Origin of the sequence: Kitasatospora viridis (assembly GCF_007829815.1) — a bacterium.
Classification (GTDB): Bacteria; Actinomycetota; Actinomycetes; order Streptomycetales; family Streptomycetaceae; genus Kitasatospora; species Kitasatospora viridis.
On the sequence record NZ_VIWT01000001.1, the window covers coordinates 3,899,376 to 3,916,739 of the forward strand.

Sequence of the window (17,364 nt, forward strand, 5' to 3'; positions counted from 1 at the left end):
AAACGCCTGAAAGCCGACCGTCATGGGGGTTACCGTCGGTTCTGTGTTTGCTGCAGAACGTCGCCAGTTGATCCTCGAAATGGTGCGGGCCAACGGAGCCGTGTCGCTCCGCGAGCTTGCCCGCGTCGTCCAGACCTCCGAAGTCACCGTCCGGCGGGACGTGCGGGCGCTGGAGGCCGAAGGGCTGCTCGACCGCCGGCACGGCGGCGCGGTGCTCCCCGGAGGCTTCAGCCGAGAGCCCGGGTACCCGCAGAAGACCCACCTCGCCGCCGCCGAGAAGAGTGCCATCGCCGACCTCGCGGCCACCCTGGTCGAAGAGGGCGACGCGGTGGTGATCGGGGCCGGCACGACCACCCAGGAGCTGGCCCGCCGCCTCGCCCGGGTGCCGGGCCTGACGGTGGTCACCAACTCCCTGCTGGTCGCCCAGGCCCTCGCGCACGCCAACCGGGTGGAGGTGGTGATGACCGGCGGCACCCTGCGCGGTTCCAACTACGCCCTGGTGGGCAGCGGAGCCGAGCAGTCGCTGCACGGGCTGAGGGTCTCCAAGGCCTTCATCTCGGGCAGCGGGCTGACCGCCGAGCGCGGTCTCTCCACCGCCAACATGCTGTCCGCGAGCGTGGACCGGGCTCTGGTGCAGTCGGCCGCCGAGGTCATCGTCCTCGCCGACCACACCAAGCTCGGCACGGACAGCATGTTCCAGACGGTGCCCACCGACGCGGTGACCCGGCTGGTCACCGACGAGCACGCGGCCGGCCACGACCCGACCGCCCGCGAGCTCGACGCGTTGGCCGACTGCGGGGTGCAGATCGCCCTGGCGCCGCTCGGGCTGGCCGCCGAGCCACCGGGCCACCAGGGCCTGGAGCGGCACCCGCAGCAGGCCCAGCAGCCCGGCCTGCGGCGCGGCCCCGGCGGCGCCCCGCTGCCCGGCCAGCGCCGCCCCGGTACCCACGGCGGTCCGCCGCCCGGCCCGGGCCACCTGCCGACCAGGCTGGCCGGCGCCCGCTGACACCGGTGGCCCGCCGGTCGCAACCAGCGGGCCACTCGGGGTACTGCGGCTGACCGGGCGTCAGCCCTCGATCCCGGTCAGTCCTTGATCTCGCAGAGCGCGGCGCCGCTGCTGACGCTCGCGCCGACCTCCGCCTTCAGGCCGACGATGGTGCCGGCCTTGTGGGCGTTGAGCGGCTGCTCCATCTTCATGGCCTCCAGGACCACGATCAGCTCGCCCTCGGCGACGGTCTGACCCTCCGCCACGGCGACCTTCACGATGGTGCCCTGCATCGGCGAGGCCAGGGTGTCGCCGGACACCGCCGAGCCGGCCTTCTTCGGGCCCACCCGGCGCTTGGCCTTGGCCGTCGCCGGGCCGGCACCCGCGGCGGGGGCGCTGCCCACGCCGAGCGAGGCGGGCAGCGAGACCTCGATCCGCTTGCCGCCGACCTCGACCACCACGGTCTCCCGGCCGTCCGGCTCCTCGCCGTCCACCGCACCGCCGGCGAACGGCGGGATGGTGTTGACGAACTCGGTCTCGATCCAGCGGGTGTAGACGCTGAACGGGGCGTCCGAGCCGTGCACCTCGGGCGCGAACGCCGGGTCCACGACCACGGCCTGGTGGAACGGCAGGGCGGTGGCCATGCCCTCCACCTTGAACTCGGCCAGCGCGCGCCGGGCCCGCTCCAGGGCCTGCTTGCGGTCCCGGCCGGTGACGATCAGCTTGGCCAGCAGCGAGTCCCAGGCGGGGCCGATCACCGAGCCGCTCTCGACGCCGGAGTCCAGCCGCACGCCCGGGCCGGACGGCGGGGCGAACAGGGTCACGGTGCCGGGGGCGGGCAGGAAGTTGCGGCCCGGGTCCTCGCCGTTGATCCGGAACTCGAAGGAGTGCTTCGAGACCTTCGGGTCGTCGTAGCCGAGCTCCTCGCCGTCCGCGATCCGGAACATCTCGCGGACCAGGTCGATGCCGGTGACCTCCTCGGTGACCGGGTGCTCGACCTGCAGGCGGGTGTTCACCTCCAGGAAGGAGATGGTGCCGTCGAGGGCGACCAGGAACTCGCAGGTGCCGGCGCCGACGTAGCCCGCCTCGCGCAGGATCGCCTTGGAGGCGCGGTACAGCTCGGCGTTCTGCTCCTCGGTCAGGAACGGCGCCGGGGCCTCCTCGACCAGCTTCTGGTGCCGGCGCTGCAGCGAGCAGTCACGGGTGGAGACGACCACCACGTTGCCGTGCTGGTCGGCCAGGCACTGGGTCTCGACGTGCCGCGGGTTGTCCAGGTAGCGCTCGACGAAGCACTCGCCGCGACCGAAGGCGGCGACCGCCTCGCGGACCGCCGACTCGAACAGCTCCGGGATCTCCTCCAGGGTGCGGGCGACCTTGAGGCCGCGGCCGCCACCGCCGAAGGCGGCCTTGATGGCCACCGGCAGACCGTGCTCGGTCGCGAACGCGACGACCTCGTCCGGCCCGGAGACCGGGTCGGGGGTGCCGGCCACCAGCGGGGCGCCGGCGCGCTGCGCGACGTGACGGGCGGTGACCTTGTCGCCGAGGTCGCGGATCGCCTGCGGCGGCGGGCCGATCCAGATCAGGCCGGCGTCCAGCACGGCCTGGGCGAACTCGGCGTTCTCGGACAGGAAGCCGTAACCGGGGTGGACGGCGTCGGCCCCGGAGTCGGCGGCCGCCTTGAGGACCTTGGCGATGTCCAGGTAGCTGGTCGCCGGGGTGTCGCCGCCGAGGGCGTAGGCCTCGTCGGCCGCGCGGACGTGCAGCGCGTCCCGGTCCGGCTCGGCGTAGACGGCGACACTGGCGATACCGGCGTCCGAGCAGGCCCTGGCGACGCGGACGGCGATTTCTCCGCGGTTGGCGATGAGCACCTTGCGCACTGTGGCTCCCTTCTTGAACCTCGATGGAGTCTAGGGATGACGGGGTGGTACCGGCGAGTAGACCCTGGTGGTGAGCTTGCCCACACGGAGCGTGACGCAGATCGTGACCGTCCGCGCACCCAGCGGGAACACCGCAGGTGGCAACCGTAGCCCCCGGCGGGCCGGGCCCGCGCCCGTCCGGGGCGCCGCCGCCGTGGCCTTCGCCACATCAGCTCGCGCGGGCCGGAGCGGCCGCGGCGGGGGTCGCGGTCGCGCTCGCGGTCACGTCCGCCACGAACTCGACCACGTCCGGTCCGTAACGCTCCGGATTGACCACTCGCAGTACCACCGCGAAGGTACCGTGCGCTCCTTGACGGTGGACCAGGTCCCGCTGGGAGTTGGTCAGGTAGCGGACCGCGGCGTGGTTGGCGACGGCGTTCTGACCGGCTATCAGGAAGACCGGCCGGCCGCCGCCCTCCGGGTCCAGCCGGGCCAGCAGGGCGTAGCGGCAGCCCGGTGCGTCGGGGCCGGTGGGCTCCTCGCGGAACTCCCGGTCGCCGACCACGATCGCGCCCGGGTCGGGCCGGTCCGGGTCGTAGTCGAAGCGCACGCCCGGCAGCCGCCAGCCCAGGTGGGCCACCGTGCGCTCGTTGCTGGTCGGCCCGCCCAGGCAGAACTCGGCCTGCCGGCCGAGGCCCTGGCGGACCTGGTCGTGGGAGACGATCTCCGGCCGGGCCGAGCAGGACTCGACCAGCACGGCCAGCTCCATCAGCGCGCTGACGTCGTCCCGGTGCACGCTGCGGTTGCCGGAGCCGCCCATGTAGCGGGGGACCACCAGCAGGCACTCGGTGCCGGCGGGCAGCCCGAAGAAGGCCTGCCGGCGCGCCGCGGCCCGGCGGCGCAGCGCCGACTGCAGCAGCAGGCCGGCCACCGCGCCGATCGCGCTGGTCGCCAGCCCGATCGCGATGTTGAGCAGGATGTCCTTCATCGGCCCCTCCCCTGGACGCCGCCCGCCCGCCAGCCTAGCGGCGGGGTGGCCCGGCTCCCAGGGCCACCGGTCCGGTGTCCGCCGGGCCGCTGCCCGGCGGACGCGGGTCAGTCGGCCCAGAGGTCGGTGATCCGGACGTCCAGGTCGGCCAGCAGCGAGCGCAGCAGCGGCAGCGAGAGGCCGATCACGTTGCCCGGGTCGCCCTCGATGCCGGTGACGAACGGCGCCGAGCGGCCGTCCAGGGTGAACGCGCCGGCCACGTGCAGCGGCTCGCCGCTGGCCACGTAGGCGGCGACCTCGGCGTCGTCCGGCTGGCCGAAGTGCACGGTGGTGGAGGCGGTGGCCGAGGAGCTGCGGCCGTTCGCGGTGTCGATCACGCAGTGGCCGGTGCGCAGCACGCCGCTGCGCCCGCGCATCGCCCGCCAGCGGGCCACCGCCTCCTCGGCGTCGGCCGGCTTGCCGAGCGCCTGGCCGTCCAGCTCCAGCACCGAGTCGCAGCCGACCACCAGCTGGCCGTCCGTCAGCTGCCCGGCCACCGCGGCGGCCTTCGCCTCGGCCAGCACCAGGGCCAGCTCGGCGGGGGTGGCGGCGGTCAGCGCGGACTCGTCCACCCCGCTGACGATCACCTGCGGGTCGAGGCCGGCCTGCCGGAGCAGACCCAGCCGGGCGGGGGAGGCGGAGGCGAGGACCAGGGTCCGACGATCAGTCATGGCCCAACCCTAGGGCCAGGCAGCCGGCGGCCCGGCCGGACCCGGGATCAGTGGATCATCAGGGCCAGGGCCAGCAGGACCACGGCGAGGGCGAGCAGGCGGGCGGTGCGGCGCAGCAGCGCGGCGGTCCGGCGGGCCTGCGGGGAGGCCTCGTCGGGCGGATCGGACCAGAGCATTGCGCCAGTCTGCCCCGATCCGCCCGGAAACGCCTGAGTACGGGTACTCAGGCGCGGCCGTCGGCGGGCCCGGCCGTCAGCGGGCCCAGCCGGAGGTGCGCCAGGCGTTCGGCCCGGCGGCGGGCATCCGGCGCATGGCGCGCGAACGGTCGGTCCACGGGGAGGCCGGGCCGCCGGCCGTCCGGCGGGCCGCCTCGGCGGCGGCCTGTGCGGCGGCGGCCCGGGAATGGACCACCGCCAGGACGGTGGCCAGCTCCTCGGGGGTCGGCTGCCCGTGCAGCACGTGGATCTCGGGCATCGGCTGTCCTTCCGGGGGTTCCGGGTCGCGGGCCTACAGGGGGATGTTGCCGTGCTTCTTCGGCGGCAGCACCTCGCGCTTGCCGCGCAGCGCCCGCAGGCCCCGGACGATGTGCTTGCGGGTCTCGGAGGGCGCGATCACCGCGTCCACGTAGCCGCGCTCGGCCGCCAGGTACGGGTTGAGCAGGGTGTCCTCGTAGTCGGCGACCAGCTCGGCGCGGCGGGCCTCGACGTCCTGCCCGGCCGCGGCGGCCTCGGCCAGCTCCCGGCGGTAGACGATGTTGGCCGCGCCCTGCGCGCCCATCACCGCGATCTGCGCGGTCGGCCAGGCCAGGTTGAGGTCGGCGCCCAGGTGCTTGGAGCCCATCACGTCGTAGGCGCCGCCGAAGGCCTTGCGGGTGATCACGGTGATCAGCGGCACGGTGGCCTCGGCGTAGGCGTAGATCAGCTTGGCGCCGCGGCGGATGATGCCGTCCCACTCCTGGCCGGTGCCGGGCAGGAAGCCGGGCACGTCCACGAAGGTCAGCACCGGGATGTTGAAGCTGTCGCAGGTGCGCACGAACCGGGCGGCCTTCTCGCTGGCCGCGATGTCCAGGCAGCCGGCCAGGTCCATCGGCTGGTTGCCGACCACGCCGACCGGGTGGCCCTCGACCCGGCCGAAGCCGGTGACGATGTTGCCGGCGTAGAGCGGCTGGGTCTCCAGGAAGTCACCGTCGTCGAGCACGTGCTCGATCACCTTGCGCATGTCGTACGGCTGGTTGGCGGAGTCCGGGACGATGGTGTCCAGCTCCAGGTCCAGCTCGGAGACCTCCAGGTCGGCCTGCTCGGGGTAGGCCGGCGGGTCGCTGAGGTTGTTCGAGGGCAGGTACGAGAGCAGGCTCTTGACGTAGTCGATCGCCTCCTTCTCGTCCGCGGCCAGGTAGTGCGCGTTGCCGGACTTGGTGTTGTGGGCCCGGGCGCCGCCCAGCTCCTCCATCCCGACGTCCTCGCCGGTGACCGTCTTGATCACGTCGGGGCCGGTGATGAACATGTGCGAGGTCTGATCGGCCATCACCACGAAGTCGGTGATCGCGGGGGAGTAGACCGCGCCGCCCGCGCACGGGCCCATGATCAGCGAGATCTGCGGGATCACCCCGGAGGCGTGCACGTTGCGGCGGAAGATCTCGCCGTACAGGCCGAGCGAGACCACGCCCTCCTGGATCCGGGCGCCGCCGGAGTCGTTGATCCCGATCACCGGGACGCCGGTCTTCAGGGCGAAGTCCATCACCTTGACGATCTTCTCGCCGAAGACCTCGCCGAGCGAGCCGCCGAAGACCGTGAAGTCCTGGGCGAAGACCGCGACCTGACGGCCGTCCACGGTGCCGTAGCCGGTCACCACGCCGTCGCCGTACGGGCGGTTCTTCTGCTGGCCGAAGTTGGTCGAGCGGTGCCGGGCGAACTCGTCGAACTCCACGAAGGAGTCCTCGTCCAGCAGTTCGAGCACTCGCTCACGGGCCGTCAGCTTGCCCTTGGCGTGCTGCTTCTCGACCGCCGCGGCCGAGCCGGAGTGCACCGCCTCGTCGATCCGCCGGCGCAGATCGGCGAGCTTGCCGGCGGTGGTGTGGGGGTCCGCAGAGGTGGACAGGTCGGTCATCCGGGGGAGTTCCTCACGTGAGCGACGCGGTGGAGGGTGACGGAGGGCCGGGGCAGGGCGGTGCCCACGGTCTACCGCCGGGTAGCCTAACCAGCCCGGTGCCCCGGGCGTTATGGCCAGCGACACAGTGTGTCAACCGACCGTTCTGCGGCACGATGGGGCGGCCTACGGCCTGCGTCGCACGCCGTCGCGGTGCGCCCCTCTAGTGTGGGGCCATGACCGACGCCGACCGTCCCCGCCGCAGCGGGCTGCGTGGTTTCGGCCACGCCGGCCCGTCCCCCTGGACCGACCTGGACCGCCCGCCGCTGGACGCCGCGGCGCTGCGCCGCGACCTGGTGGTCCCCGGCGGCCTGTGGACCGCGCTGGACGTGGTCGAGCTGACCGGCTCCACCAACACCGACCTGACCGAGCGCTCGCGGACCGGCGCGCCCGAGGGCGCCGTGCTGGTCGCCGAGCGGCAGGACGCCGGGCGCGGCCGGCTGGACCGCCGCTGGTCCGCCCCCGCCCGCTCCGGCCTCTTCCTGTCGGTGCTGCTGCGCCCCACCGTGCCGCGCGAGCGCCTCGGCTGGCTGCCGATCCTGATCGGGGTCTCGGTGGCCACCACGGTCCACCGGGTGGCCGGGGTGCAGGTCGGCCTGAAGTGGCCCAACGACCTCCAGGCGGAGGTCGACGGCACCGAGCGCAAGCTCGGCGGCATCCTCACCGAGCTGACCGGCGACGCCGTGGTGGCGGGCCTGGGCCTGAACGTGACGCTGCGCCAGGAGGAGCTGCCGGTGCCCACCGCCGCCTCGCTGGCGCTGGCCGGCGCCGAGGTCACCGACCGGGACACCCTGCTGCGGGCGCTGCTGCGCGAGTTCGCCGAGCTGTACGGCGAGTGGCAGGCGGCGGCCGGCGACCCGCAGGCCAGCGGCCTGCTGCCGGCCTACACCGCGCGCTGCACCACGCTCGGCCGCCAGGTGCGGGTGCAACTGCCCGGCGAGCGGGAGCTGCTGGGCGAGGCGGTGGCGCTGGACACCGACGGCCGCCTGGTGGTGCGCACCGCCGACGGCAGCCGTCAGGCCGTCGGCGCGGGCGACGTGGTGCACGTGCGGCCGCAGCCGCGCTGAGCCCGCGCCGGGGCGCGCCCGGCGCGTGGCGGACCTGCCGCAACCACGGCCTTTACCCTCCGGATGCTCCGGATCGGCGAATTCCGTGCGACGATTCCCCCTGCACGGTGTGAGGCGCGCCACTGTCCGCGGGCGGCGGGGTGCTCACACGGATGGGACCTACGGCAAGTGCGGCGACCGCACGGGGACGGACCGGTGGCAGACGACGACGGGCAGGCGCCCGAGGACGGTGCGCGCGGCGGTGATTCGGGCGCGGCGGACCCGAACGTGGCGCTCGACCTGGAGGAGCTGATCCTGGGGGCCCCGCGCCGCTACACCCCCTACCAGGCCGCCCGCACCGCCGAGGTGCCGATGGAGCTGGCCACCCGGTTCTGGCGCGCCATGGGCTTCCCCGACATCGGCCAGTCCCGGGCGCTGAACGACGGCGACGTGATCGCACTGCGCCGCCTGGCCGGCCTGGTGGAGTCCGGGCTGATCAACGAGGCGATGGCGATCCAGGTGGCCCGGTCCACCGGCCAGACCACCGCCAGGCTGGCCGGCTGGCAGATGGACACCTTCCTGGAGAACCTCACCCAGGCCGCCGAGCCCGGGCTCTCCCGGGCCGAGGTGGCCTACCCGCTGGTCGAGCTGCTGCTGCCGGAGCTGGAGCAGTTCCTGGTCTACGTCTGGCGCCGCCAGCTGGCCGCGGTCACCGGCCGGGTGGTGCAGGTCGCCGAGGACACCGAGATCACCAGCGGCCGGCTCGCGGTGGGCTTCGCCGACCTGGTCGGCTTCACCCGGCTCTCCCGGCGGCTGGAGGAGGAGGAGCTCGGCTCGCTGGTCGAGACCTTCGAGTCCACCTGCGCCGACCTGATCGCGGGTCAGGGCGGCCGGCTGATCAAGACCCTGGGCGACGAGATCCTCTTCGTCTCCGAGGACCCGGTGACCGCCGCGGAGATCGCGCTCGGGCTGGTCGAGACGCTGACCCAGGACGAGGCGATCCCGGCACTGCGGGTCGGCATGGCCTTCGGCACCGTCACCTCCCGGATGGGCGACGTCTTCGGCACCACGGTCAACCTGGCCAGCCGGCTGACCTCGATCGCGCAGCGCGACGCGGTGCTGATCGACGGCGAGTTCGCCGCCGTGCTGGAGCAGGCCGGGGCCGGCGCCCAGGGCGCGCAGGACGGCACCGGCACCACCCAGTCGCAGCTGGCCGAGGCGCTGGCCGCGGCCTCCGGCTCGCCGCTCGGCCTGGTCGGCCCGCCGGCCCCCGGCACCGGTTCGCCGCGGTTCCACCTGCAGGCGATGTGGCGCCGGCCGGTCCGCGGGCTCGGGCTGGTCGAACCCTGGCTGCTGACCCGGTGGATCAAGTCGCCGACCCACTGAGTGCGCGGGTCTCCTGGTGGTTTTCGGGGGATCCGCCCCGATCCGGGTGATTCGCCCTACTCTGGTGCCGTGATGGCGGACCTGGAACACCCTCAGAGCCCGGCCCCCGACGAACTGACGGCCCGTGGGCTGGACCGACGGCTGCAGGCCGTGGTGGAGCTGGCCCAGGACATGGCCGGGGCGCAGAGCGCGCTGGAGGCGGTGCGCGCGGCCGCCACCCGGGCCACCGCGGCGCTGGACGCCACGATGGCGGCGATCTCGGTCTGGGACCGCGAGTCCGGGCGGCTGCGGGTGCTGGTCAACCACGGGCAACTGGCGGCCGGCGAGGAGGAGATCCCGGACGACGAGTCCTACCCGGTGGCGGACTTCCCGGAGATCGTCACCTACCTGGACGAGCACTGGACCACCGGCAAGCTGCCCCGGGCCTGGGTGCAGACCGCCGAGGACGCGCTGCCGGGCGAGCAGGCCGGGTTCGCCGGCGCCGCCGCGTTCTGCCGGGAGCGGGCCGCCGGGCTGCGCCGCCGCGGGCGGTCCTGCTGCCTGGTCGCGCCGATCGTGCTGCACGGCCAGGCCTGGGGCGAGCTCTACCTGGCCCGCGGCGCCGGGCTGCCGGTCTTCACCGAGACCGACGCGCAGTACGCCACCCTGCTGGCCGCCCAGGTCTCGGCCGGCCTGGCGCAGACCGAGCGGCTGGCCGACCTGCGCCGGCTGGCCTTCACCGACCCGCTGACCGGCCTGGCCAACCGCCGCGCGGTGGACGCCCGGCTGGAGTCCGCGCTGGCCGCGCACAACCAGGACGGCACGGTCGTCTCGCTGGTGGTCTGCGACGTCAACGGGCTCAAGCGGATCAACGACCGGCACGGCCACGAGATGGGCGACCGGCTGCTGGAGCGCTTCGCCAACCAGCTCTCGATGGCCGGCGCCAAGCTGCCCGGCTCGCTCGCCGCCCGGCTCGGCGGGGACGAGTTCTGCCTGCTGGCGCAGGGTCAGAAGGCGGACGAGGTGGTCGAGGTGGCCGAGGAGCTGTGCGCCCGGGCGCTGCTGCTGGCCGACGGCGAGGGGGTGGCCTGCGGGATCGCCTCCACCGGCGACGCGATCGGCCCGGTCTCCACCCCCGACCGGCTGTTCCGGCTGGCCGACGCGGCGCAGTACCGGGCCAAGGCCGCCCGGGCCCCGCACCCGGTGGTGGCCGGGCGCAGCCACGGCCCCGGCAGCGCCCCCGACCCGACCGTGCTGCTCGCCGACTCGGCCGACCCGCAGCACCGGGCCGACGGCCGGGGCCGCCCGGCGGCCGGCGCGGTGCGCGGCCCGCACGGCGACCGGCGGCGGTTCCGCGGCGCTGCGCACAGCGCCGACCCGGGCCAGCTGCTGGCCACGGTGCTGGCCGCGCTGGACCAGGACGGCGGCGGCCCGGCGCTGCACCCGGCCGACACCATGGGCCGGCTCGTGGTGGTGGCCGAGACCGCCGCCCGGCTGCTGGACGCGGTGGCCTGGTGGATCTCCTACGTGCCGCCCGGCTCCCTGCTGATGCACACCGCGCAGCACGCGGTCTACCGGATGACCAGCGGCCCCGACGGCACGCTCACCCCCGCCGCCGCCCGCCGGGCGGAGAACCAGCGGGCCCGGATCGAGGCCCCGGACGCGGTCTTCGACCTCGACCACTACCCGCTCACCCGGCGCGCCGTGCTCGGCGGCAGCTTCGCGCTGCGCACCGGGGCGGCCGGCAACGACCCGGCCGAGGAGGCGGTGCTGGTGGTCGGCGGCTACCAGGGGATGGTCGCGGCCGGCGGGGCGAACCCGGCGGGCGGCTGGCTGGTCGAGCTGTTCGCGGACGACGCCACGCTGCCGCTGGGCCAGGCGGCCGCGGCGCTGCGGGCGCTGGTCGCGGTGGCGCTGGCCGGCCCGGCCTCGCCGCCGCCCTCCTGACGGCGGGTCAGCCGACGATGCGTTCGGGCCGGGTGTAGACGTTGGCCTGCTCGCCGCGCAGGAAGCCGACCAGGGTCAGGCCCAGCTCCTCGGCCAGGTCGGCGGCGAGCGAGGAGGGGGCCGAGACGGCGGCCAGCAGCGGCAGCCCGGCCAGCGCGGCCTTCTGGGTCAGCTCGAACGAGGCCCGCCCGCTGACCAGCAGCAGGTGCCCGGTGAGCGGCAGCCGGCCCTCGCGCAGCGCCCAGCCGATCACCTTGTCCACCGCGTTGTGCCGCCCGACGTCCTCGCGGGCGCAGAGCAGTTCGCCCGCGGCGGTGAACAGGCCGGCCGCGTGCAGTCCGCCGGTGGAGTCGAAGGTGCGCTGGGCGGCCCGCAGGCGCTCCGGCAGGGCGTAGAGCACCGCGGGGTCCACGGTGAGCGGGTCGGCGGCCACCGGCCAGCGCACGTGGGTGCGCACGGCGTCCACGGTGTCCCGGCCGCACAGGCCGCAGGCGCTGGTGGTGAGCAGGGTGCGGTGGGCGGAGAGCGGCAGCGCGGGGGCGCCGCGCAGGGTCGCGTCCACCACGTTGTAGGTGTTGGCGCCGGCCTCGTCGGTGCCGGCGCAGTAGCGCAGTGCGGCCAACTGGTCGGTGCGGTGCAGCAGGCCCTCGCCGACCAGGAAGCCGGCCACCAGGTCGAAGTCCTGGCCCGGGGTGCGCATGGTGACGGTGAGCGGCTCGCCGCCGATCCGGATCTCCAGCGGCTCCTCGGCTGCCAGGGTGTCCGGCCGGCTGCCGTGTTCCGCCCCGCGCAGCCGCACCACCCGGCGCCGTGCCGTCGCCCGTGTCATCGCCTCCGCCTTCCGTCGTGCCGACCCTTCGTGGACCAGGATGAGGCATGGGTGAACCTTGCTCTCGCATAGTTGTCATATCTTCATTCAGCTGATCTGATAGTGCATATGGATATGCACAGTGCTCCGGCCGCTGACGCGCCGGTCGTTCAGGTCGGCAAGGCCGACGTCACCGCCGAGGACGTGCTCGCGGTCGCGCGCGGCAACGCCCGGATCGAGCTCGGCCCGGACGCGCTGGCCGAGATGGCCGTCTCGCGCGCCCGGATCGACGCGCTGGCCGCCGAGCCGCGCCCGGTCTACGGCGTCTCCACCGGTTTCGGCGCGCTCGCCGTGCGCCACATCAGCCCCGAGCTGCGCGCCCAGCTCCAGCGCTCGCTGGTCCGCTCGCACGCCGCCGGCATGGGCCCGGCGGTCGAGCGCGAGGTGACCCGCGCGCTGATGTTCCTGCGGCTGAAGACCCTGGCCTCCGGCCGCACCGGCGTGCGCCCGCTGGTCGCCGAGACCATGGCCGCGATCCTGAACGCCGGCATCACCCCGGTGGTCCGCGAGTACGGCTCGCTGGGCTGCTCCGGCGACCTCGCGCCGCTCTCGCACTGCGCCCTGGTGCTGATGGGCGAGGGCCTCGCCTACGGCCCGGACGGCGCCGAGCACCCGGCCGGCGAGCTGCTCGCCGCGGCCGGCATCAGCCCGGTCGAGCTGCTGGAGAAGGAGGGCCTGGCCCTCATCAACGGCACCGACGGCATGCTCGGCATGCTGGTGATGGCCATCGCCGACCTCTCCCGGCTGTTCACCACCGCCGACATCACCGCCGCCATGACCCTGGAGGCGCTGCTCGGCTCGGAGAAGGTGCTCGCCCCCGAGCTGCACGCGCCGATCCGCCCGCACCCCGGCCAGGCCCTCAGCGCCGCCAACATGCTCGCCGTGCTCCAGGGCTCCGGCCTGACCGGGCACCACCAGGACGACGCCCCCCGGGTGCAGGACGCCTACTCGATCCGCTGCGCCCCGCAGGTGGCCGGCGCGGGCCGGGACACCCTGGCGCACGCCCGCACGGTGGCCGAGCGCGAGCTCGCCGCCTCGGTCGACAACCCGGTGGTGCTGCCGGACGGCCGGGTCGAGTCGAACGGCAACTTCCACGGCGCCCCGGTCGCCTACGTGCTGGACTTCCTGGCGATCGCCGCCGCCGACCTCGGCTCGATCTCCGAGCGGCGCACCGACCGGCTGCTCGACAAGGCCCGCTCGCACGGCCTGCCGGCCTTCCTGGCCGACGACCCGGGCGTGGACTCCGGTCTGATGATCGCTCAGTACACCCAGGCCGCCCTGGTCAGCGAGAACAAGCGGCTCGCCGTGCCCGCCTCGGTGGACTCCATCCCGTCCTCGGCGATGCAGGAGGACCACGTCTCGATGGGCTGGTCCGCGGCCCGCAAGCTGCGCCAGGCGGTCGACAACCTCGGTCGGATCCTGGCCGTCGAGCTGACCGCCGCCGCCCGCGCGCTGGAGATCCGCACCGCCGACTCCGCCGCCACCCTGGCGCCGGCCAGCGCCGCCGCGCTCGCCGCGGCCCGGGCGGCCGGCGTCGGCGGTGCCGGGCGGGACCGCTTCCTGGCGCCCGACCTGGACGCCGCCGAGGCCCTGGTCGCCTCCGGCGCCCTGGTCACGGCCGTCGAGTCGGTCACCGGCCCGCTGGCCTGACGCCCGCCCGACAGCGAGTGGGCCTGGCGATCCGTCAGGCCCACTCGCTCCGGGCGGCGGTCCGGCGCCGCTGCTCCTGCTCCCGCTGCCCGCCGAGCGCGGCCGCCAGGTTGACGCCGACGATCCCGGCCCAGGCGACCACCACGCCGAAGCCGCCCATCACCGCCACGCCGATGCCGGTCAGCGGGACCGCCATCACCAGCGAGGTGTAGGGCAGGTAGCCGAGCGAACCGAACTTGCCGTGGCGGCGTGGCTGCTCGTGGCCCAGCTCGGCCAGCCGCTCGGCCACCCGCTGCTCGACCCGGGCGTCCAGCCGGGAGTCGATCCGCGCCAGGAAGGCGTCGACCAGCTCGGACTCGTACTCCGGCCCGAGCTCGCGGCGGGTCTCGATGGCGGCGTCCAGGTCCTTGCGGAGCTCGGTGCGGTGGTGCTGTCCGGGGAGTCCGGGCGCGGAAGGCTGCATGCAGACAGGTTCGGGCACCGGACGCCGCCCGGTCCAGTCCGCACCCGGCCGCTCAGGGGGAAATCAGGGTGACCCTGAGAGCACCCGCCCCCGCCGCGTCGGCAGTCCGGGGTGCGAGACATCATTGCCGGTCGTGCCGCCCCTGCTGCACAGTCGATCGGACATCCACCGCCCGAAGGGACCCCCGCAGATGACCGAGTCGTCCCTGGGCCCGTCCGCCCGCCTGCTGGAACTCTTCGACGGACACCGGCTCACCCCGACCCAGCGGCGGATCGCGCACGCGCTGGTCCGGCACGCCGCCGAGGCGCCGTTCCTGTCCAGCGTCGAGGTGGCCGAACTGGCCGGCGTCAGCCAGCCCTCGGTCACCCGGTTCGCGGTGGCGCTCGGCTACGACGGCTACCCGGCGCTGCGCCGCCGGCTGCGCGAACTGGGCGGCGAGCCGGCCCCGCCCGAGAGCCCCGGCGACGCGGTGCGCAACGAGCACCAGCAGGCGGTGCTGGCCGAGATCGCCCACCTGCGCCGGCTCGCCGAACTGCTGGCCGACCCGGAGCCGATCGTCCGGGCGGCCCGGCTGCTCGCCGCCTCCCGGCCGCTGCCGGTGCTGGGCCTGCGGGCCGCCTCGGCGCAGGCGCACGGCTTCGCCTACTTCGCCGCCAAGGTGCACCCCGACATCCGGCTGCTGGACGAGGGCGGCTCGATGCTGGCCGACCGGATCGAGCGGTGCGCGGCGGCCGGTGCCAGCGCGCTGCTCTGCTTCGCGCTGCCCCGCTACCCCCGGGAGCTGATGGACGCCCTGGCGGTGGCCCGGGACTGCGGGCTGACCGTGCTGACCGTGGCGGACAGCGTCTTCGCGCCGGTGGCCAAGCTCTCCGACCTGATCCTGCCGGCCGAGGTGGGCACCGGACTGGTCTTCGACACCGCCTGCGCGCCGATGGTGCTGGGCCGGGTCCTGTTGCAGACGATGTGCGACGAACTGCCGGACGCCGAAGCCCGGTTGGAGGAGATCGAGCAGTCGGCGGCGGCCCGAGGACTGTTCCTGGAGTAAACCGGGCATCCCCTTGACAGGACCGACGGGGGGTGGACGGCCGTGCGCGAGATCCACGAGATGAGGCAGGTCGGCCGGCTCGCCTCCGGCGCCCAGGAGTGGGCCTGCCCCAGCTGCGGCCGCCGGGTCGCGCTGGCCGGCCCGCCGGAGCCCGGCGTCACCGTGCTGGACCCGGGCGACGAGGCCGCCGTGCACATCGGCCTGAACACCCCCGGCGGCGCCGTCCGCAACCCGGGCGAGCCCTACGGCCTCGGCCCGATCCAGGAGATCCCCCGCCCGCCCAACCTCCCGATGCTCCCCGCCGACCCCGCCGCCACGGCCGCCGCCGACCGCGCCTGGCTGGCCGAGATCGGCATCGACTGGGGGGACGGGGAGGCGGCTTGACGGGGCGTCAGCTTCCGTAGTCGGGAAAGTCGCCGGTTCGGAGCCCGCCGGTTCGGTGCCGGTGCTCGCCGGTTTCGGACCGTCCCTCGCTGGAAGTGGGACTCGGGCGCCGATCGGATCCGCCCGCCTCTGGCCGCCCTTCGGCTGATTGGATATATTCAGACTGCTCATTCCTGAATGAATCCATCCGCAAGGAGGCCGCCATGGCGGAGCAGCAGATCAGCGGGGCGCGCGAGGTGCGTGCGGCGCGCGGGACCAACCTGACCGCGCAGGGCTGGCAGCAGGAGGCCGCCCTGCGGATGCTGATGAACAACCTCGACCCGGAGGTGGCCGAGCACCCGTCGAAGCTGGTCGTCTACGGCGGCACCGGCAAGGCGGCGCGCGACTGGCGCTCCTTCGACGCGATGGTGCGCACGCTCCAGGGGCTGAAGCAGGACGAGACCATGCTGGTCCAGTCCGGCCGCCCGGTCGGCGTGATGCAGACCCACGAGTGGGCGCCCCGGGTGCTGATCGCCAACTCCAACCTGGTCGGCGACTGGGCCAACTGGGAGGAGTTCCGCCGGCTGGAGAGCCTCGGGCTCACCATGTACGGCCAGATGACCGCCGGCTCCTGGATCTACATCGGCACCCAGGGCATCCTCCAGGGCACCTACGAGACCTTCGCCGCGGTCGCCAACAAGCGCTACAACGGCTCGCTCGAAGGCACCATCACGCTCACCGCCGGCCTCGGCGGCATGGGCGGCGCCCAGCCGCTGGCCGTCACCATGAACGGCGGCGTGGCGATCTGCGTGGACTGCGACCCGTCCCGGATCTCCCGCCGGATCGAGCACCGCTACCTGGACGTCGAGGCGAACAGCCTGGAGCACGCCCTGGAGCTGGCCACCGCCGCCCGGGACAAGAAGCAGCCGCTCTCCATCGGCCTGCTCGGCAACGCCGCCGAGGTCTTCCCGCAGCTGCTCGCGATGGACGCGCCGATCGACATCGTCACCGACCAGACCAGCGCCCACGACCCGCTGAGCTACCTGCCGATCGGCGTCGCCTTCGACGACATGGCGACCTACGCGGCCGAGAAGCCCGCCGAGTTCACCCAGCGCTCGCGCGAGTCGATGGCCAAGCACGTCGAGGCGATGGTCGGCTTCCTGGACCGCGGCTGCGAGGTCTTCGACTACGGCAACTCGATCCGCGGCGAGGCCCAGCTGGCCGGCTACGACCGCGCCTTCGCCTTCCCCGGCTTCGTGCCGGCCTACATCCGGCCGCTGTTCTGCGAGGGCAAGGGCCCGTTCCGCTGGGCCGCGCTGTCCGGTGACCCGAAGGACATCGCCAAGACCGACAAGGCCGTGCTCGACCTGTTCCCGGAGAACGAGTCGCTGCACCGCTGGATCAAGATGGCCCAGGAGAAGGTGCACTTCCAGGGCCTGCCCGCGCGGATCTGCTGGCTCGGCTACGGCGAGCGCGACAAGGCCGGCGAGCGGTTCAACGACATGGTCGCCTCGGGCGAGCTGTCCGCGCCGATCGTGATCGGCCGCGACCACCTGGACTGCGGCTCGGTCGCCTCCCCGTACCGCGAGACCGAGGCGATGCTGGACGGCTCGGACGCGATCGCCGACTGGCCGCTGATCAACGCCATGGTCAACGTGGCCTCCGGCGCCTCCTGGGTCTCCATCCACCACGGCGGCGGCGTCGGCATCGGCCGCTCGATCCACGCCGGCCAGGTCACGGTGGCCGACGGCACCGCGCTGGCCGGCGAGAAGATCCGCCGGGTGCTCACCAACGACCCGGGCATGGGCGTGATCCGGCACGTGGACGCCGGCTACGACCGCGCGGTCGAGGTCGCCGGCGAGCGCGGCGTGCGGGTTCCCATGAACGAGCACAGCCCCATGGGCGAGCTGTGACCCTGCCGTCCTTCGAAGAG

15 protein-coding genes and 1 pseudogene are annotated in these 17,364 nt (G+C 74.3%); 8 read left to right on the forward strand and 8 right to left on the reverse strand.

Features of this window, described 5'->3' with window-relative positions; genetic code table 11:
• Positions 1-79 precede the first annotated feature (79 nt).
• Positions 80-1,006, forward strand: coding sequence for a DeoR/GlpR family DNA-binding transcription regulator (locus FHX73_RS17465; protein ID WP_246213851.1), 927 nt, complete (start codon positions 80-82; stop codon positions 1,004-1,006).
• A gap of 77 nt (positions 1,007-1,083) precedes the next feature.
• On the opposite strand, the gene FHX73_RS17470 is transcribed toward FHX73_RS17465, so the two are convergent.
• The 6 genes from FHX73_RS17470 to FHX73_RS17495 all read right to left on the reverse strand — a co-directional run bounded on the left by FHX73_RS17470 (position 1,084) and on the right by FHX73_RS17495 (position 6,645).
• On the reverse strand, positions 1,084-2,862 hold the full coding sequence (locus FHX73_RS17470; protein WP_145905883.1) for an acetyl/propionyl/methylcrotonyl-CoA carboxylase subunit alpha: 1,779 nt from the start codon (positions 2,860-2,862) through the stop codon (positions 1,084-1,086).
• Positions 2,863-3,070: 208 nt separating this feature from the next.
• On the reverse strand, positions 3,071-3,829 hold the full coding sequence (locus FHX73_RS17475; RefSeq protein ID WP_145905884.1) for a hypothetical protein: 759 nt from the start codon (positions 3,827-3,829) through the stop codon (positions 3,071-3,073).
• Between the two features lie 107 nt (positions 3,830-3,936).
• Positions 3,937-4,539 carry a nucleoside triphosphate pyrophosphatase gene (locus tag FHX73_RS17480; RefSeq protein ID WP_145905885.1) on the reverse strand — a complete coding sequence of 201 codons (603 nt, stop codon included), beginning with the start codon at positions 4,537-4,539 and terminating at the stop codon, positions 3,937-3,939.
• A gap of 47 nt (positions 4,540-4,586) precedes the next feature.
• A complete protein-coding gene (gene mmpB, locus FHX73_RS47215; protein ID WP_281292686.1) occupies positions 4,587-4,715 on the reverse strand; it encodes a morphogenic membrane protein MmpB in 129 nt (42 codons plus the stop codon).
• A 76-nt stretch (positions 4,716-4,791) separates the two neighbouring features.
• Entirely contained in the window at positions 4,792-5,013 is a 222-nt protein-coding gene (locus FHX73_RS17490) for an acyl-CoA carboxylase subunit epsilon (protein WP_145905887.1), read from the reverse strand.
• A 33-nt stretch (positions 5,014-5,046) separates the two neighbouring features.
• Positions 5,047-6,645, reverse strand: coding sequence for an acyl-CoA carboxylase subunit beta (locus FHX73_RS17495; protein WP_145905888.1), 1,599 nt, complete (start codon positions 6,643-6,645; stop codon positions 5,047-5,049).
• 215 nt (positions 6,646-6,860) lie between these two features.
• Between FHX73_RS17495 and FHX73_RS17500 the strand changes: the two genes are divergently transcribed.
• The 3 genes and pseudogenes from FHX73_RS17500 to FHX73_RS46300 form a co-directional block, all read left to right on the forward strand.
• On the forward strand, positions 6,861-7,751 hold the full coding sequence (locus FHX73_RS17500) for a biotin--[acetyl-CoA-carboxylase] ligase (RefSeq protein ID WP_145905889.1): 891 nt from the start codon (positions 6,861-6,863) through the stop codon (positions 7,749-7,751).
• 195 nt (positions 7,752-7,946) lie between these two features.
• Complete coding sequence (locus tag FHX73_RS17505; RefSeq protein ID WP_425461392.1) at positions 7,947-9,116, forward strand: adenylate/guanylate cyclase domain-containing protein; 1,170 nt, start codon at positions 7,947-7,949, stop codon at positions 9,114-9,116.
• A 171-nt stretch (positions 9,117-9,287) separates the two neighbouring features.
• A pseudogene (locus tag FHX73_RS46300) lies at positions 9,288-10,412 on the forward strand (GGDEF domain-containing protein); the annotation flags it as partial.
• Positions 10,413-11,049: 637 nt separating this feature from the next.
• On the opposite strand, the gene fdhD reads toward FHX73_RS46300, so the two are convergent.
• Positions 11,050-11,871: a formate dehydrogenase accessory sulfurtransferase FdhD gene (gene fdhD / locus FHX73_RS17515; RefSeq protein ID WP_145905891.1), complete on the reverse strand. Its 822-nt coding sequence runs from the start codon at positions 11,869-11,871 to the stop codon at positions 11,050-11,052.
• A 114-nt stretch (positions 11,872-11,985) separates the two neighbouring features.
• Here fdhD and hutH point away from each other — a divergent pair, with 114 nt between their 5' ends.
• Complete coding sequence (hutH, locus tag FHX73_RS17520) at positions 11,986-13,560, forward strand: histidine ammonia-lyase (RefSeq protein WP_145905892.1); 1,575 nt, start codon at positions 11,986-11,988, stop codon at positions 13,558-13,560.
• Positions 13,561-13,594: 34 nt separating this feature from the next.
• Here the strand turns inward: hutH and FHX73_RS17525 are convergent, their stop codons facing one another.
• Positions 13,595-14,023 carry a hypothetical protein gene (locus tag FHX73_RS17525; protein WP_145905893.1) on the reverse strand — a complete coding sequence of 143 codons (429 nt, stop codon included), beginning with the start codon at positions 14,021-14,023 and terminating at the stop codon, positions 13,595-13,597.
• Positions 14,024-14,213: 190 nt separating this feature from the next.
• Between FHX73_RS17525 and FHX73_RS17530 the strand changes: the two genes are divergently transcribed.
• The 3 genes from FHX73_RS17530 to hutU all read left to right on the forward strand — a co-directional run bounded on the left by FHX73_RS17530 (position 14,214) and on the right by hutU (position 17,344).
• Complete coding sequence (locus FHX73_RS17530; protein WP_145905894.1) at positions 14,214-15,068, forward strand: MurR/RpiR family transcriptional regulator; 855 nt, start codon at positions 14,214-14,216, stop codon at positions 15,066-15,068.
• A gap of 42 nt (positions 15,069-15,110) precedes the next feature.
• Positions 15,111-15,452, forward strand: coding sequence for a hypothetical protein (locus tag FHX73_RS17535; RefSeq protein WP_145905895.1), 342 nt, complete (start codon positions 15,111-15,113; stop codon positions 15,450-15,452).
• Between the two features lie 218 nt (positions 15,453-15,670).
• Positions 15,671-17,344, forward strand: coding sequence for a urocanate hydratase (gene hutU / locus FHX73_RS17540; protein ID WP_145908347.1), 1,674 nt, complete (start codon positions 15,671-15,673; stop codon positions 17,342-17,344).
• Positions 17,345-17,364: the final 20 nt, after the last annotated feature.

Bases quoted from the DNA above. Each gene is read 5' to 3' on its own strand.
- FHX73_RS17465 (WP_246213851.1), top strand. From the start codon at position 80: ATGGTGCGGGCCAACGGAGCCGTGTCGCTCCGCGAGCTTGCCCGCGTC.
- FHX73_RS17475 (WP_145905884.1), bottom strand. From the start codon at position 3,829: ATGAAGGACATCCTGCTCAACATCGCGATCGGGCTGGCGACCAGCGCG.
- FHX73_RS17480 (WP_145905885.1), bottom strand. From the start codon at position 4,539: ATGACTGATCGTCGGACCCTGGTCCTCGCCTCCGCCTCCCCCGCCCGG.
- mmpB (WP_281292686.1), bottom strand. From the start codon at position 4,715: ATGCTCTGGTCCGATCCGCCCGACGAGGCCTCCCCGCAGGCCCGCCGG.
- FHX73_RS17490 (WP_145905887.1), bottom strand. From the start codon at position 5,013: ATGCCCGAGATCCACGTGCTGCACGGGCAGCCGACCCCCGAGGAGCTG.
- FHX73_RS17495 (WP_145905888.1), bottom strand. From the start codon at position 6,645: ATGACCGACCTGTCCACCTCTGCGGACCCCCACACCACCGCCGGCAAG.
- FHX73_RS17500 (WP_145905889.1), top strand. From the start codon at position 6,861: ATGACCGACGCCGACCGTCCCCGCCGCAGCGGGCTGCGTGGTTTCGGC.
- fdhD (WP_145905891.1), bottom strand. From the start codon at position 11,871: ATGACACGGGCGACGGCACGGCGCCGGGTGGTGCGGCTGCGCGGGGCG.
- hutH (WP_145905892.1), top strand. From the start codon at position 11,986: ATGCACAGTGCTCCGGCCGCTGACGCGCCGGTCGTTCAGGTCGGCAAG.
- FHX73_RS17525 (WP_145905893.1), bottom strand. From the start codon at position 14,023: ATGCAGCCTTCCGCGCCCGGACTCCCCGGACAGCACCACCGCACCGAG.
- FHX73_RS17530 (WP_145905894.1), top strand. From the start codon at position 14,214: ATGACCGAGTCGTCCCTGGGCCCGTCCGCCCGCCTGCTGGAACTCTTC.